The following is a 15,393-nucleotide window of genomic DNA, read 5'->3' as shown; positions in this document are numbered from 1 at the left end:
CGGTGGTGCGGGCGGTGTGGGCGCACCGGGATCCTCCTCCGTAGAGCTTTCCTTACGGAAAGTAATGGAATCGGCCGATGACGACCAGTGACAGTTCGCTAACCCGGCGTCAGGAGCGACCGGAGCCACCCAGCGGGTTGGCCGCGATGCGGTCCGCGATGCCGCCGCGCACGGCCTGGGCCGCCGAACTGCCCGGTTTGCGCTCCGCCTGGTCGCGGAAGCAGGCGAGGAACTCCGTGCCCAGGTCCAGGCGAGGGTGGCGGCGGAGGACCTCGGCGCGGAAGTCGCCGGGCCAGTCCCCGGGGCGGCGCCCCGAGATGTCCAGGCTCGTCGCCAGCTCCAGCAGATGGCTCTCGGGGTCGGCGGAGACGTCCACCTCGTCCCACATGTGCCGGACGACGATCTGCGCCGCCCGCGCGCGCCGCTCGGGAGCCCAGCCGGCGCCCGCGCAGAACACCCAGGCCACATGCCCGCCGGCCTCCTCGAACGGCACCGTGTGGCTGTCGAACTCCTTCACCAGTCCGATGTCGTGCAGAAGCGAGGAGACGTAGAGCAACTCGGCGTCGAAGGCGATGCCGTTCAGCGCGGCGTACGAGGCGCTCCACAGGTAGGAGCGCACCGAGTGGTTGAGCAGGGCGGGGGAGCAGTAGGCGGCGGCCACCTCGTGCGCCATGCGGGCGGCCGGGGAGGCGGGGATCGCGATGTCGTCGAGTCTCACCCGCCAAGCATGGCGTATCTGCTCAAAGCCACCCGGGCCTGACCAGGCCGGACTCGTAGGCGATCACGACGAGCTGCGCGCGGTCGCGGGCCTGGAGCTTCATCGTGGCCCGGCTCACGTGCGTCTTGGCCGTGGCGGGCGCCATGAACAGCTTGGCGGCGATCTCGTCGTTGGTCATCCCGGCCCCGACCAGCTTGAGGAGCTCGCGCTCGCGCTCGGTGAGCCCAGAACGGCGTGGGCGCGCCCGGCGGGCGGAGCGAGCCCATGAGCACGGCCCGGAATTCTGTCGGGGGCGGGCGTTAGACTCACCGAAAGTGATCGTCCGGCTACCTGGAACAGGTCGGCGTGTCCGGTCCGGTGATCCGCCCTCGCGGTGGCGAGCCGGGCGTGTGGCCGTGCCTGCGGTGACTTCCGAGTCGATCGATCGCGATTGACCACGGTTGTGAAGCTATGAGTCAATGCTGGTGCGATCTAGGAGGAATGAGGGCCTGCCATGATCTTCCGCCGCTTCGCCGTGCCTTTCGTGGGAGTCGCCGCCTCCCTTTCCCTTGTGGTGCCGCCCGGCAACGCCCAGGCGACGTTCGACCCGCAGATCTCCGCCGACACGCTGTCGCTCGGCGGTCCCGGCGGTCCGGCCAAGGTCCCCGTCGCCGAGGGGTACGGCGGCGCGGTCTCGACCGTCGACCTCGACGCCAGCAAGGCCGCGCTCTCCATCCTCAGGCAGGGCGGCAACGCCATGGACGCCGCCGTGGCCGGAGCCGCCACGCTCGGCGTGACCGAGCCCTACTCCGCGGGCCTGGCAGGGGGCGGCTTCCTCGTCTACTACGACGCCCGTCGCCACCGCGTCACCACCATCGACGGCCGCGAGAAGGCCCCGCAGGCGATGACCGAGACCGCCTTCCAGGAGAACGGCGCTTCGATCCCGTTCAACGACGCGGTGACCAGCGGGCTGTCGGTCGGCGTACCCGGCAGCGTGGCCCAGTGGGAACTCGCCCTGCGCCGCTACGGCACGATCCCCCTCAAGCAGGCGCTCAAGCCGGCCGCCGACGTCGCGGCCAACGGCTTCACGGTCGACCAGACCTTCTACGACCAGACCGCCCAGAACGCCGCCCGGTTCGCCGACTTCACCTCCACCGCCGCGCTCTACCTCCCGAACGGCGCGCCGCCGCCCGTCGGGTCCACCTTCCGCAACCCCGACCTCGCCGCCACCTACCGCGAGCTCGGCCGCCGCGGCGGCGAATGGCTGTACGAAGGCAGGCTCGGCGAAGAGCTCGTGGCCACGGTCAAGGCGCCCCCGGTCCGGCCGGGCTCCACGCGCGTCGTGCGCCCCGGCCTGATGCAGACCTCCGACCTGCGGGCCTACCGCGCGATCGAGCGCGAGCCCAGCAAGGTCGTCTACAACGGCATGGAGGTCTACGGCATGGCTCCGCCGTCCTCCGGCGGGTCCACGGTCGGCGAGGCGCTGAACATCCTGGAGGCGCTGCCGAAGGTCGGCCACCACGAGTACCTCGAGGCCTCGCGTCTCGCCTTCGCCGACCGCAACGTCTTCGTCGGCGACCCCGGCTACGTCAACGTGCCGCTGAAGGAACTGCTGTCGGACGGTTTCGCCAAGGAGCGGGCCTGCCTGATCGGCGACTTCGCGATGCCGCACCCGGCGTCGGCCGGTTCGCCCGACGGCTCCTACACCGGCTGCCAGTTCGAGGGGAACTCGATCACGCCGCAGGCCACGCCGGGTGACGCCGCCAAGGCCGCGGAGGCCGCCGAGAAGCCCGAGGGCCCCGAGACCACCCACCTGGTCGTCGCCGACCGCTGGGGCAACGTCGCCGCGTACAACATCACGATCGAGCAGACCGGCGGCAGCGGCATCGTGGTCCCCGGTCGCGGTTTCCTGCTGAACAACGAGCTGACCGACTTCACCTTCGGCCCGGCTCCCGGCGACCCGAACCTCCCCGCCCCCGGCAAGCGTCCCCGTTCCTCCATGGCCCCGACGATCATCCTCAAGAACGGCAAGCCGCTGCTCGCGGTCGGCTCGCCGGGCGGGGCGACGATCATCACGACGGTGCTGCAGATCCTCGTCAACCGGTTCGAGTTCGGCATGTCCCTGCCCGACGCCCTCTTCGCTCCGCGGGCGAGCCAGCGCAACACCGCGGCCACCCAGGCCGAGCAGGCGTTCATCGACCGCTACGGCCCCGAGCTGACCGCCAAGGGGCACACCCTGACGATCGCCCCCGGCCCGCCGGTCGGCGAGATCGGTGCCGCCACCGGCCTCGAGTTCTTCCCCCGCGGCAAGATCCAGGCGGTGGCCGAACGCACCCGCCGCGGCGGCGGCAGCGCCCTGGTCCTCTCACCTCGCCCGTAGGTCCACCACATCCGGGAAGGCGGCCCGTCCCACCATGAGGGGGGCGGGTCGTCCGGGGGGCTGGGGTGCCCTCCGGCGGGGGCTCGCGGACACGGGACATAGCGCCGACGGTTGACTCCGGCGGCGCTGGCACCCTTTGAGCGTTTTGGACTGGTTAGCGGACGACCAGGAAGACGACCACGGCGACGACGATGACGGCGGCGACGATCGCGATGGCCGGCACGAGGTAGGACCGCTGCGGCGCGGCCGGCTCCGGCTCCTGGCGCTGGGCGAAGGCCTTGAACTGCTGGGTGTTCCCCGCAGGATCAATCTGAGGTTCGGACATGGGCACGACTTTAGCCACCCGGCGCGACGCTTGACGCCGTTTATGCCAGTTAGGCTCACCGGGGAACCGCCCGCCCCAGGCGTCCGGGAGCCGGACCATGGGGTGGGGCGGATACCGTGGGCGTATGTTTCGGACGCTGTTCTCGCCTCGCCTTGTGGGACTCCACCTGGTGACGATCGGGGTGTTGATCTCCTTCACCCTCCTCGGGCGATGGCAGCTCGGCGTCTTCGAGGAGTCCGGCAGGCCGCACGCGATCACGGACCCGGCTCCCGTGGCGCTGTCCACGCTGCTGCCGGCCGGTGCGCGCGTCCCCGTGGAGGCGCTCAGCCACCGGGTGACGGCGGAGGGGTCCTTCGACGCCTCGCGGCAACTGCTGGTGGCCGAGCGCGCGCCCACGGTGGAGACCGGCGGCGGCGCGGGCGGGAACTCCGGCTACTGGCTGCTCACCCCGCTGAAGGTGTCCGACGGCCGTCTGGTGCCGATCGTGCGCGGCTGGGTCGCCTCGGCCACGGACCCGGCTGTGGCCGTCCCCGAGGGGCCCGTACGGGTGACCGGGCGCGTCCAGCCCTCGGAGCCCAGCGACTTCGCCAAGCGCCGCACCGCGCCGCTGCCGCCGGGCCAGGTGGCCACGGTCTCGACGGCCGAGCTGATCAACGTGTGGAGCGGCGTACGCCTCCAGGACGGCTTCGTGGTCGCCACCGAACAGGTCCGCCCGGCGCCGGGAGGGACCGCTCAGGACACGACCGCGCAGGAGACACCCCCGAGCGGTGCCGCAGGGGAAAGCGGGACACCGGAGAACGCGACCGCGCAGGGGCAGTCGCAGAGCGGGGCCGCGCGAGGGCAGGAAGTGCGGCTGGTGGAGGTGCCGGGGCCGACGGTCTCGGGAGGCTTCACCTGGCGGAACCTCGCGTACGCGGCCCAGTGGTGGATCTTCGCCGCGTTCGCCGTCTTCATGTGGTTCCACTTCGTCCGCGACGCGGTGCGGGCCGACCGTGACAAGTCGGAAAAGTCGGATAAGCCGGAAACCGTAGAAGGGCCGGAAAAGGCGGAATCCGAATCCCCGGCCCCGGCGCTGGACGTGACCCCGCAGGCCTGACGTCCCGCTTGCGGCCCCTTGCGCGAACAACTCCATGAACGCCGCGCGCTCACGCACCAGCCGCCCCGGCCCCCGCCGCGCCGTCCGCATCTCGAAGTCCATCGCATCCCCAAGGAACACAGGTGTTGCGACGATCCCACTCTCCCGGCTCAGGGGCACCACGCCCCCACGCTGCGGAGGCACTGGGCGGGGTCGGTGGGCCTCTGGTTTCCGCGGGCAGGTCCGGAAGGGGCGCGGTGTCACGGATCGGCGAGCGCGTCGCTGTGGTGGTGGCCGGCCGGGTCCGTGGCCGGGTGGGGCGTGGTGGTGTGGTGTCCCAGGGCGGGGACCATCGGGTGGGCGGGATATCGTGTGGGGACCGTTCAGCTAGCGAGGTAATGATCGTCGTGGAATCCGCGCTCAAGCCCTTCCGGGTGATGGCTTATATCGTCGGCTGCATGCTGCTGGCCCTCGTGGCCGCCATGGTCGTGAAGTACAGCCCGATCGACAACGCCACGCCCGCCACCATCGTCAGCCCCGTGCACGGCTTCGTGTACGCGGTGTATCTGCTGTCGGCCCTCAACCTGGGGCTGAAGGCACGCTGGTCCTGGCCCTACACCGTCGGGGTGCTGCTCGCGGGCACCGTTCCGTTCCTGTCGTTCTTCATCGAGCGCAAGGTCGCCCAGCGCGTGCAGGAGCAGGTGGCCGCCGTCGCCACCGCGTGACCCGGCCGGCCGGGTCGTCCGGGCCGGCCAGGGACCTCGTCGAGGTCAGCGGCCGATCTGACGGCGGCGGATGCGGCGCAGGCGGGCGCGCTGCGACTCGTCCAGCATGAAGTACGCCACCACCGGCCCGCCGAGCACGGCGAGCACGACCAGCCAGGATATCGGGGACGGGACGATCAGCAGGGCGAGCACGGAGGCGATCGCCGCCCCTATGTAGTACTTTCCGAGTGGCGACATGGCCGGGCCTTTCTCTTCGCCGAGCGGGGGAGGTCCCCACCGCCATTCTGCGTCTTCACGACAACGAGCGGCGCCGTGGACCGAGTTCCGCGAGGTCGCGGCCCGGCCGGCGCGGGGTCAGGGCCGTCCGCAACGAGGTCAGGGGCGGTCGGCGAGGGCCTTGAGGGTGGCCTCGCCGTACGGGTCGGTGTCGGTGCTGACCGGCACCAGGGCCACCTCGTCCACGCCCGCCTCCGCGTACGCGTCGAGGCGGTCCATGATCTCGACCGAGTCGCCGATGAGCGCGACCGATTCGAGCAGCCCGTCCGGGATCTCGGCGAGCAGGTCGCGGGGATGCGGCCGGGTGCGGGCGTAGGCGACCAGATCGCCGAAGCCGCACTCGGTGAACATCTCCCCGTACCCGGGCGCGGCGAGGTAGGGCAGCGTCCCGCGCCGGATCTGCTCGATGGCGGCGGCGTCCGGGTCCACGGCGGCGACCACCCACGCGGCGACGCGCGTCGTAGGGGAGAGGAGCCGCAGGTCGGTGATGAGCCGCGCGGCGGAGGCGGGGGTGAGGAGGTTGAGCACCATGCGGTCGGCGAGCGCGGCGGCGCCCACCGCGGCCGGGCCGAACGCCGCGACGCTGAGCTTGGAGCGGGGGGCCGGCAGCCTCAGGCGGAATCCCTTACTGGAGACCCGCGTACCGGAGAAGTCGGACTTCTCCCCGTCGAGCAGGGGCCGCAGCGCCTGGACGGCCTCGCGCAGCGCCGTGGCGGATCCCGCGCGGGACCTCCCGTGCCACTCTTCGACCACCACCGGGCTGGAGGTGCCGAGCGCGACGTCCACCGGCCTGCCGGTGAGCCCGGCCACCGACGCGGCCCCCATCGCGATCATCATCGGGTCGCGGACGCTGACCGCCAGCGGCCCGACCGTCAGCCCGATACGGCGCGTCCGCATGCCGATGGCCGTGGCGAGCGCGAACGCGTCGTACGTCGCCATCTCGCCGACCCACACCTCGGGATAGCCCTGCTCGTCCGCGATCTGCGCGGTCCGTACCGCCTCGTCCGCCGGCCGGTCCTGCCACAGCCCGAGGGAGACGCTGAGCCTCATCTTTCAACACACCTGCCCTACGCCGCGGGAGGCGTCGTGCCCCGTGTGGCATGCCCTCGCCAACCCCGCGCATGCCCGACGCACAGTCAACCCCATAAGGGACGCTCCCCACCAGTGCGCGCCGTGATCCGCTCGCGACGTAATCGGCCGCGCGGGCCCTCGGGCCTGTTCACCGGAGCTGGTCCGCGCGGACCCAGGTGGCGTGGAAGCCGAGCGGGACGCGCCGGGGGAGCAGGACGCGGGCGATCGGCCCGGCGGTGAGGTCGGCGGCGGAGAGGATCTGGACCTCGGAGGCGCCCTCGCGCTCGTCGGTGACGAACGTGACGAGGTAGCCGTCGTCCTCGCCGATCGCGCCGTCGCGGGGCGCGAAGGGCGCCTCGCTGCCGTAGCGGTGCTCGCCGAAGTCGTACCGCTGCCGCTCGCCGGTGACGTTGTCGTAGCGGATCAGCCCGTCGAAGAGGTTGGTCTCGGCGTCCTTCACGGACACGTTGTAGGCGTACCGCGTGGGGTATCCGGTCAGGCGGGCGTCGATGGACGGGAACTCGGTGTTCTGCTCCGCGTCTACGTACCCCTCGGACGTGATCCCGGTGCGCAGATCGAACCGGTAGCGGTACATGCGCGCGTCCAGCTTGAGGTACGACAGCATGCGCGCCAACGGGCCGCGCGCGCCCATCGGGGCCGGGCGCGCCACCCGGCACACGTCCATCGTGATCTCGTCCCCCGACTCCCAGGCGTTGACCACGTGGTAGATGTAGCAGGGCTTGGCCTCGAACCAGCGGACGTCGCCGGCGAGCCCGCGGCGCGGGATCACACCGAAGCGCGAGGGCAGCTCGCGGTCGAAGGTCAGCTTGTACCGTCCCTCGCGGGCGGCGTCGCGGTCCTGGAACAGCGGCAGGTCCATCAGCACGGCGTGGTTCTCGGTGATCGCCAGGTCGTGCGGCAGCCGCGCGCCGGGCAGGTCCAGTTCGACGAGGTGCTCCACCGTGCCGCCGGCGCCCACGACCCCGTAACGCAGGTACGGCGGGCGCGGCCCGTAGTCGAACCAGAACATCTCGCCCGTGCGCGCGTCCACCTTGGGGTGGGCCATGAAGTCGCCGGTCAGCGTGTCGAGGAACGTCTCGGCCCCGATGGTGTCCAGCGACAGCGGGTCGAGCGCGTACGGCGAGCCGCACAGGTACCAGGTGGCGAGCACCTTGCCGCGGTGGAAGATCAGGTCGGTGTTGGCGGAGTCCTTCAGGTTGAGCCCGTGGCCGTTGCCGAACGGGTTGTCCGCGGCGTTCTCCATGACGCCCGTCCACAGGGACCTGCCCGCGGCGGACTCGGCCTCGAAGGCGCGGGTGCGGATGTAGCGGTTGCGGTAGCGCGCCCGGCCGTTCTCGAAGTGCATGGCGTGGACCATGCCGTCGCCGTCGAACCAGTGGTAGCGGCCCCGCATGGGGTGGCGCGCGTTGGGCCCGTTGCGCAGGTACACGCCGTTCAGGTCGCGCGGGATCTCGCCGACGACGGTCAGGTCCTCGGCGGTGACCTCCTCGTGCACGGGCGCGTAAACACCCAGGAGGTAGGGATTCGGCTCGCCGGAGCGGTCCATGACCGTCGCGACCGCCATCGGAGGTTCCCTCATTCCAGGAAGCTACGATAAAGAAAGTCAGCCCGTCAACGCGCGACCGTGGCGCACCGTTCACCGGTGATGTTTAAAGTGGACGCAGTGAACGCTAAGGAAATACCGGCCGGTGTCGGGACGGGGCGACCCGCGGCCGGATGGGCGACGAAAGGCGTCGGCACGATCGACGCGTCCCCGGGTGGCGCCGACCTCGGCGACTCCCCGGACCGGCCCGGCGGCTCGGGGGAGCCGGCGGCCGGGCTCAGCGGCATCGGCCGCGCGCTGGCCATCCTCGGCGACCGCTGGGTGCTGCTGATCCTGCAGCGGGCCTTCCTGCTGCACATCCGGACGTTCGCGGGCTGGCGCGACCACCTCGGCATCTCCGAGTCCGTCCTCGCGTCCCGCCTGAAGGAACTGGTCAGGTACGGCATCTTCACGCAGCAGGCCTACCGCGACGGCCGCACCCGCCTCGAATACAGGCTGACGGAGCCCGGGCTCAAGCTGTGGTCGTTCCTCGTCGCCATCCACAGCTGGGAGCGCGACTGGGCCGACCGGCCCGACCTGCTGACGCTGATCCACGACCGCTGCGGGCGCGACGCCCGTCCGTACATCGCCTGCGGAAGCTGCAGGAAGCCGATGACGGCCCGCGACACCCACACCGTGCGCGGCCCGCTCGCCACGTTCTCCCGTGTCGGCCTGCCCCGGCAGCACCGCCGCACCAACGCGCGCGGCGACTTCCGCACGGACTACGTCGGCAACTGCCCCCTCTCGCTGGAGATCCTCGGCGACCGGTGGAGCACGAGCGTCCTCGCGGGTGCCTTCCTCGGCGTGCGGCGGTTCGTCGACTTCCAGGGCGAGCTCGGCATCGCCCCCTCGGTGCTCACCGACCGGCTGAAGCGGTTCGTCGAGCTCGGGGTGCTCCAGGCCGACGCCGGCCGCCACTACCGGCTCACCGAGCGGGGCCTGGCCTACTTCGAGGTCTTCGCCTTCCTTGTGCACTGGGCGCAGCGCGAGCTGCCCGGCCCACCCGGGTCCGATCTGGACATCACCCACAAGCCCTGCGGGTCCGCCCTGAACCCGGTGCTGCTCTGCCGCCACTGCCACGAGGCGCTGGAACGCCGAGACGTCCATTTCGACCTGTCCGCATACCCGGATCTCGCCTGAGCGCCGGGAAAACCCGCCGAAACCAAGGGAAAAGGCACTGGCGCGCGACGCCGGCCGTCCGCCGGACGAAGATCTCGCCGGAGCCATTGACCCGCCCGCGTCCGGCTCCGTAAGGTCGCTCCAGCCTGTGATGGGAGTCGCGATGGGGCTGCACCCGCACCAGCGAGTCGAGCGGTACACCACCGACGGATGGTGGACGGACGACACCGTCGACCGGCTGTTCCGTGAGCGGGTGAGCGAGCGCCCGGACGCCGTCGCGATCGTCGACCCGCCCAACAAGCCGAGCCTGATGGACGGCGCCTCGCGGCGGCTCACCTGGGCCGAGCTGGACGCCGAGGTCGACAGGATCGCCGCGGTCCTGCTGGACACCGGCCTCGCCGCGGGCGACGTGGTGGCCGTCCAGCTTCCGAACAGCGTCGAACTGGCCGTGACGTTCCTCGCCGCGGCCAGGATCGGCGCCGTCCTCACCCCTCTGCCCGTGCAGTACCGCGAGTACGAGCTCACGCAGGTGATCACCCTGGCCGCGCCCAAGGTGTTCGTCACCGCCGACCGCGTGGGCGACCGCGAGAACGCCGAGATCGTCCGCAGGCTGGAGGTCGCCGCGCCGCCGCTCGTGCTGGCCTGGGGCGACCCGGCGCGCGACCTGGAGACGGCCACCGCCGACCCGGCCGCGCTCACGGCACACGTCAAGGGGCTGCGGACCGACCCGAACGACTGCGTGACGATCTGCTGGACCTCGGGCACGGAGGCCACACCGAAGGGCGTGCCGCGCTGCAACTACGACTGGTTCGCCGTCGAGGCCAACACCACGGCGGCCCCCTCGCTGACCGGCGACGACGTCGTGCTGAACCCGTTCCCCATGGTGAACATGGCCGGCATCGGCGGCGTCTTCCTGCCGTGGTTGCGCACCGGCTTCGTGCTCGTCCAGCACCACCCGTTCGACCTGCTCGTCTACCTGGACCAGATCACCGAGGAGCGGGTGACCTACACCCTCGCCCCGCCCGCGCTGCTGACCATGCTGCTGCAGAAGCCGGAGATGCTGGAGCGGTACGACATCTCCTCGCTGACGCGCATCGGGTCGGGGTCGGCGCCGCTGCCGCCGTGGATGGTGCGGGGCTGGCAGGAGCGGCACGGCATCGCCATCATCAACTTCTTCGGCTCCAACGAGGGCATCGCGCTGCTGTCCGACCCGGTGACCATCCCCGACCCCGAGGAGCGCGCCCGCTTCTTCCCGAGGCCCGGCGTCCCGGGCGGCACCTGGCCCGGCACCATGGCCGCCACCCGCGTCCGGCTGGTCGACACCGGCACGGGCGAGGAGATCACCGAGCCGGGGCGTCCGGGCGAGCTGCGGCTGTCCGGGCCGACCGTCTTCGCGGGGTACCTCCCCGGCACGGCCACGGCGGACCCGTTCGACGAGGAGGGGTACCTCGTCACCGGGGACGTCTTCGAGATCGCCGGCGACGGCGGGCGGTACCTGCGGTACGTCGACCGTACGAAGGACCTGATCATCCGGGGTGGAATCAACATCTCGGCGGCCGAGCTGGAGGGGCTGCTGGGCGGCCACCCCGCCGTGGTGGAGGTCGCCGTCATCGGGTACCCGGACGAGGTGCTCGGCGAGCGGGTGTGCGCGCTGGTGGTGGCGCGCGACGACGTCGACCTCGGCGCGCTGGTCGACTTCCTGCGGGACAAGGGCCTGGCCTCCTACAAGCTGCCCGAGCGCCTGGAACTCGTCGAGGCCCTGCCGCGCAACGCCGTCGGCAAGATCCTCAAGAGGGACCTGCGCGAGCGCCTCTGATCCAGACCGCCGGCCAACGGCAACACCTCGGTCGGTCCGCCGCCGCTGCCGGGCCGGGCGTCGTGCCCGACGGTGACCAGGTGGTCCCCATGCACCTGGCACCACGCGGGGGATGGTTCTCGAGGTGAGCTGATCAAGTCCTGCATGGGATCTGCACATCTTGCCGCGTCATGTCTGCACGGGCCCGTCCTAGGCTTCTTCGCGTGACAGACCAGCGACGCATTCTCGTGGTCGAGGACGACAGGACCATCGCGCTGGCCGTGCGCAGCCGGCTGGGCGCCGAGGGATTCGACGTGCGCATCGCGGGCGACGGGGAGGAGGCCCTGGCGATGTACGCGAGGGCCGAGCCGGACCTGGTCATCCTCGACCGGCTGCTGCCCGGCCTGGACGGGCTGGAGGTGTGCCGGCGCATGCAGGCCGCCCGGCCCGTCCCGGTGCTGATGCTCACCGCCCTCGCCGAGGAGACCGACCTGCTCGTCGGGCTCGGCGTCGGCGCGGACGACTACCTGACCAAGCCGTTCAGCATGCGCGAGCTGGTCGCGAGGATCCACGCCCTGCTGCGCAGGGTCGAACGGGCCGCGCAGCTCGCCCACGAGGACACCGTCATCCGCATCGGCGACGTCGAGATCAACACCGCCGAGCGCAGGGTCTTCGTGCGCGGGGCCGAGGCGCAGCTCACCCGCACCGAGTTCGACCTGCTGAGGCGGCTCGCCGAACGTCCCGGGCACGTCTTCGAGCGCGAACGGCTCCTGTCCGACATCTGGGGCTTCTCCGAGGCCGCCGCCACCCGGACCGTCGACAGCCACGTGCGCGCCCTGCGCCGCAAGCTCGGCTCCGGCATCGTCCGGACCGTGCACGGCGTCGGCTACGCCCTGGTTCGCCCATGAGGCCGCTGGACTTCCTCGGCCGCATCAAGGTCAAGCTCGGCCTGGTCATCCTGCTGGCCGTCGCCACGGCGGTCACCATCAACGAGTACGGCCGGGCGCTCGGCGTGGACGCCTCCCTGCGCATGGGGCTGGCCGCGCTGCTCAGCATCGGCATGGTGCAGCTGCTCGGCCGCGGCATGACCGGGCCGCTGCGCGAGATGGCCGCCGCCGCCCAGACCATCGCCAAGGGCCGGTACGGGATGCGGGTGTCCGCCACCTCCCGCGACGAGGTCGGCGAGCTGGCCCGCGCCTTCAACGCCATGGCCGCCGACCTCGCCGAGGTGGACCGGCAGCGCCGCGAGCTGGTCGCCAACGTCAGCCACGAGCTGCGCACGCCGATCGCCGGCCTGCAGGCCGTGCTGGAGAACCTTGTGGACGGCGTCTCCGCGCCCGACCTCGACACCCTCAGCACCGCGCTGGCCCAGACCGAGCGGCTCGGTCGGCTGGTGGCCCAGCTCCTCGACCTGTCCCGCCTCGACTCCGGCGCTCGGTCGATCGAGCGCGAACCCGTGGACCTGGCCGCGCTGTGCGGCCAGGCCGTCCGCGAGGCGAGCCTGATGCGCGACGACGTGGCGCTGTCCAGCCTGGTGACCCCGCGCCTCGCCGTGCACGCCGACCCCGCGCTGCTCGCCCAGGTGCTCGCCAACCTGCTGGACAACGGCGTCCGGCACAGCCCGTCCGGCGGGCGGGTGTGGCTCGAAGCAAGGCCCAAGGGCACGGGGGTGCGCCTTGGCGTCGTGGACGAGGGGCCGGGGATCCCCGAGACCGAGCGGTCTCGAGTGTTCGAACGCTTCTCCCGCCTGGACAGCGCGCGGGCGGCGGACGCGGGCGGGGCCGGGCTGGGGCTGGCCATCGTGAAGGAGATCGTCGAACTGCACGGCGGCTCGATCAGCGTCGCCGACACGCCGGCCGGCTGCCACATGGTGGTCGACCTTCCCGGAAGGACAACCGCCATGACCGATTCGGACGGTCCATTACCTGCCCCCGAGGACCCTCGCGCGACACAGGGGCCGCGCGAGCCCCTCGCCTCTTCCGCCCCGGCCGAAGGCGTCCCTGTCACGCCCGCCGCCACTTCCGCCCAGCCGGGAGCCGCCGAAGCGCGTCCGCGCGCGACGGGCCATGGCGGCGCGCACGACGTGCTGGTCGCGGGTGCCGCCGGCCTGGTCGTGGGGTCCGAGGCGCCCGAGACGGTCTCCGTCCCCGAGTCCGTCACCGCCTTCGAGCGAGTCACCGCGTCCGAGTCCGTGGCCGCCTCCGAGCCGGTCACCGTCTCCGGGTCGCATGCCGGTGCCGTTCCCGTGGCCGCCTCCTCGGGTTCCGGACGTGCCGAAACGCCTGCCCGTCCTGCGGAGCTCGCCGCGGTGTCCGGTGCCGAGGGGGCCGGTGTGGTCCCTCAGCCTGTGGGGGCCGCCGCGTCGTCCCTCGCCGGACATCCGCCGCCGACCCACCTGCCCGCCGCACCGGCCCCGCAGGACACCCTGCTCCGGCCCCACCCCGCTCCGGCCGCGGCGCCCTGGCCCTATCCAGAGCCCGGTCAGTACCCCGCGCCCGGCTCAGGTCCGCGCCCCGGCTCGCCCCCGTACCCGGCCCCCGGGACGCGGACGGGGAGCCGCTTCGATGGCCCCGGCCCCGACTTCGGGGCGTCCGTGTCCTGGAAGAAGGCGTACGCGGGCGGGCTGCTGGGGCTGGTGTGCGGGTTCGTCGTCGGGCTGTGCGTCGCGTTCTTCCTCGGCTACTTCTTCGGCGGCCTCTACGGGCCCGTGGCGATGGTGCTGTTCACGGCCGGTGGCACGATGCTCGGCGCCTCTCTGGGCTACAAAGACGCCGGCTCTCAGGCCACCGATCCCAAGCCCGGGGACCCCGCCGAGGTGTACGTGCCGCCGCCGCTGCTGCCGCGCCCCCGCCTGCCGAGGACGCCCCGCGCCCTGCCGGGACTGGCCGCGGCGGTGGGCCTGCTGGCCGCCGTGGCGCTGCCGGGGAGCAGGCCGGGTCTCGGGTTCGTCCTGGTGGCCGTCGCCGCCGGGGCGGCCGTTCTGCCGTGGGCGCGGGCGCGGATCACCCCGTGGACGCTGGCGTTCGGCCTGCTGGCGTACGTGATGGTCGCGGTGGCGCTGTTCCGCGACGCCGGCTGGCTGGTCGGCCCGATGACGCTCGCGGGGTTCGGGTTGGCGGCGCTCGCCGTGTCCGGCGGCGGGCGGGGCTGGCTGGGCGTGATCCGGGGAGGGCTGTCGGTGCTGCTGGCGCTCGCGCCGCTCCCGTGGTTCCTCGCGGCCCCGTTCAAGGGGGTGAACCGGCGGCTGGGGCCCGTGTTCGCCGGGCTGGGCCTGGCCTTGGTGCTGATGCTGGTGTTCGGCATGCTGTTCGCCTCGGCGGACGCGGTCTTCTCGTCGCTGGTGGGGCGCCTGTTCACGGCCCCCGGCTGGGTGCCCGCGCTGCCGTTCCGCCTGCTGGTGTTCGGGTTGTTCGTCGCGCTCGTCGGTGGCGCCGCGCTGGTCGCGCTGCGGCCCACGGTGGAGCCCCAGGTGCTCGTCCGGCGCAGGAAGGTGACCCCCACGCTGTGGATCACCCCGCTGGTGGCGGTGGACCTGCTGTTCGTCGCGTTCGTGGTCGTGCAGATCACGACGCTGTTCGGCGGCAACCGCAAGGTCGTCGAGACGGCCGGGCTGACCTACGCGGAGTACGCGCGGTCGGGCTTCTTCGAGCTGGTCACGGTCAGCGTGTTCGTGCTGGCGATCGTCGCCGTGGCGGCGGGCGTGCTCGCGCCCGCGGGCCGTCAGCGCTGGGTGCTGGCCGGGCTGCTCGGCCTGCTGTGCGGGCTGACGATGGTCATTCTCGCCTCGGCCCTGCACCGGCTCGGCCTCTACACCGACGCCTACGGCATGTCGCGGCTACGGGCCTCGGTCGGCGCGGCGATCTGGTGGCTGGGCGCGGTGTTCGCGCTGGTCATCGCCGCCGGCGCTCTGCGCATGGCCCGGCGCGGGGCCGGGTGGCTGCCCCGTACGCTGGTGCTGGTCACCTCGCTGACCCTGGTGATCTTCGCGGCCTGGAACCCCGACCTGCGGGTGGCCGAGAGCCAGATCGACAAGCGGGGCGTCTCCCGGCTCGACGTCGACTACCTCGGGGACCTCGGCGCCGAGGCCGTGCCCGCCGTGGACCGGCTGCCCGAGCCGGCGCGCAGTTGCCTGCTGGCCGAGATGTCCGCCCCCGGCAAGTTCGGCCACGCGGACCCGTGGAACGGCTGGAACCTGGCCCGCTCGCAGGCCCGCGAATTGCTGCGGGCCCGTCCGTTGCTGGACCGGTCGCTGCTTACCTGTGAAGATATAGGGTCGCCTGGGACGTAGGTCACTCACGGTCGCGCACGGCGGCCTCCCGGAAAGGCT

12 protein-coding genes and 1 pseudogene are annotated in these 15,393 nt (G+C 72.2%); 7 read left to right on the top strand and 6 right to left on the bottom strand.

What is annotated here, in order from left to right; all coding sequences use genetic code 11:
* Positions 1–109 precede the first annotated feature (109 nt).
* Complete coding sequence (locus AB0H21_RS14530) at positions 110–718, bottom strand: HD domain-containing protein (RefSeq protein ID WP_358516292.1); 609 nt, start codon at positions 716–718, stop codon at positions 110–112.
* Between the two features lie 22 nt (positions 719–740).
* Positions 741–956 (bottom strand): annotated as a pseudogene (locus tag AB0H21_RS14525) (helix-turn-helix transcriptional regulator); the annotation flags it as partial.
* 255 nt (positions 957–1,211) lie between these two features.
* On the opposite strand from AB0H21_RS14525, the gene ggt reads away from it, so the two are divergent.
* Complete coding sequence (ggt, locus tag AB0H21_RS14520) at positions 1,212–3,077, top strand: gamma-glutamyltransferase (protein WP_358516289.1); 1,866 nt, start codon at positions 1,212–1,214, stop codon at positions 3,075–3,077.
* A gap of 154 nt (positions 3,078–3,231) precedes the next feature.
* Here the strand turns inward: ggt and AB0H21_RS14515 are convergent, their stop codons facing one another.
* Complete coding sequence (locus tag AB0H21_RS14515; RefSeq protein WP_358516286.1) at positions 3,232–3,402, bottom strand: hypothetical protein; 171 nt, start codon at positions 3,400–3,402, stop codon at positions 3,232–3,234.
* A 124-nt stretch (positions 3,403–3,526) separates the two neighbouring features.
* On the opposite strand from AB0H21_RS14515, the gene AB0H21_RS14510 reads away from it, so the two are divergent.
* Both AB0H21_RS14510 and AB0H21_RS14505 read left to right on the top strand, forming a co-directional pair.
* The gene (locus AB0H21_RS14510; RefSeq protein ID WP_358516283.1) at positions 3,527–4,498 is read left to right on the top strand and encodes an SURF1 family protein; all 972 of its coding nucleotides are present in this window, start codon (positions 3,527–3,529) and stop codon (positions 4,496–4,498) included.
* A 377-nt stretch (positions 4,499–4,875) separates the two neighbouring features.
* Positions 4,876–5,202 (top strand): DUF3817 domain-containing protein, encoded by a 327-nt coding sequence (locus AB0H21_RS14505; protein ID WP_358516280.1) that lies wholly within the window; start codon positions 4,876–4,878, stop codon positions 5,200–5,202.
* Positions 5,203–5,247: 45 nt separating this feature from the next.
* Here AB0H21_RS14505 and AB0H21_RS14500 read toward each other — a convergent pair whose 3' ends face one another.
* From AB0H21_RS14500 to AB0H21_RS14490, 3 genes are all read right to left on the bottom strand, one after another.
* Positions 5,248–5,439 carry a hypothetical protein gene (locus tag AB0H21_RS14500; RefSeq protein ID WP_358516278.1) on the bottom strand — a complete coding sequence of 64 codons (192 nt, stop codon included), beginning with the start codon at positions 5,437–5,439 and terminating at the stop codon, positions 5,248–5,250.
* A 138-nt stretch (positions 5,440–5,577) separates the two neighbouring features.
* Entirely contained in the window at positions 5,578–6,528 is a 951-nt protein-coding gene (locus AB0H21_RS14495) for an LLM class F420-dependent oxidoreductase (protein ID WP_358516275.1), read from the bottom strand.
* Positions 6,529–6,697: 169 nt separating this feature from the next.
* The gene (locus tag AB0H21_RS14490; RefSeq protein WP_358516272.1) at positions 6,698–8,149 is read right to left on the bottom strand and encodes a carotenoid oxygenase family protein; all 1,452 of its coding nucleotides are present in this window, start codon (positions 8,147–8,149) and stop codon (positions 6,698–6,700) included.
* An 84-nt stretch (positions 8,150–8,233) separates the two neighbouring features.
* Between AB0H21_RS14490 and AB0H21_RS14485 the strand changes: the two genes are divergently transcribed.
* The 4 genes from AB0H21_RS14485 (at position 8,234) to AB0H21_RS14470 (ending at position 15,354) form a co-directional block, all read left to right on the top strand.
* The gene (locus AB0H21_RS14485; RefSeq protein WP_358516269.1) at positions 8,234–9,292 is read left to right on the top strand and encodes a helix-turn-helix domain-containing protein; all 1,059 of its coding nucleotides are present in this window, start codon (positions 8,234–8,236) and stop codon (positions 9,290–9,292) included.
* Positions 9,293–9,434: 142 nt separating this feature from the next.
* Positions 9,435–11,087 (top strand): class I adenylate-forming enzyme family protein, encoded by a 1,653-nt coding sequence (locus tag AB0H21_RS14480; RefSeq protein WP_358516266.1) that lies wholly within the window; start codon positions 9,435–9,437, stop codon positions 11,085–11,087.
* 203 nt (positions 11,088–11,290) lie between these two features.
* Positions 11,291–11,974 carry a response regulator transcription factor gene (locus tag AB0H21_RS14475; protein ID WP_358516263.1) on the top strand — a complete coding sequence of 228 codons (684 nt, stop codon included), beginning with the start codon at positions 11,291–11,293 and terminating at the stop codon, positions 11,972–11,974.
* On the top strand, positions 11,971–15,354 hold the full coding sequence (locus AB0H21_RS14470; protein WP_358516260.1) for a DUF4153 domain-containing protein: 3,384 nt from the start codon (positions 11,971–11,973) through the stop codon (positions 15,352–15,354). Before AB0H21_RS14475 ends, AB0H21_RS14470 begins: the two co-directional genes overlap by 4 nt.
* The last annotated feature ends 39 nt before the right edge of the window (positions 15,355–15,393 follow it).

The sequence above is a fragment of the Sphaerisporangium sp. NPDC051011 genome, assembly GCF_040653595.1.
Taxonomy (GTDB): domain Bacteria; phylum Actinomycetota; class Actinomycetes; order Streptosporangiales; family Streptosporangiaceae; genus Sphaerisporangium.
This window is presented reverse-complemented; position numbering and strand designations above follow the sequence as displayed.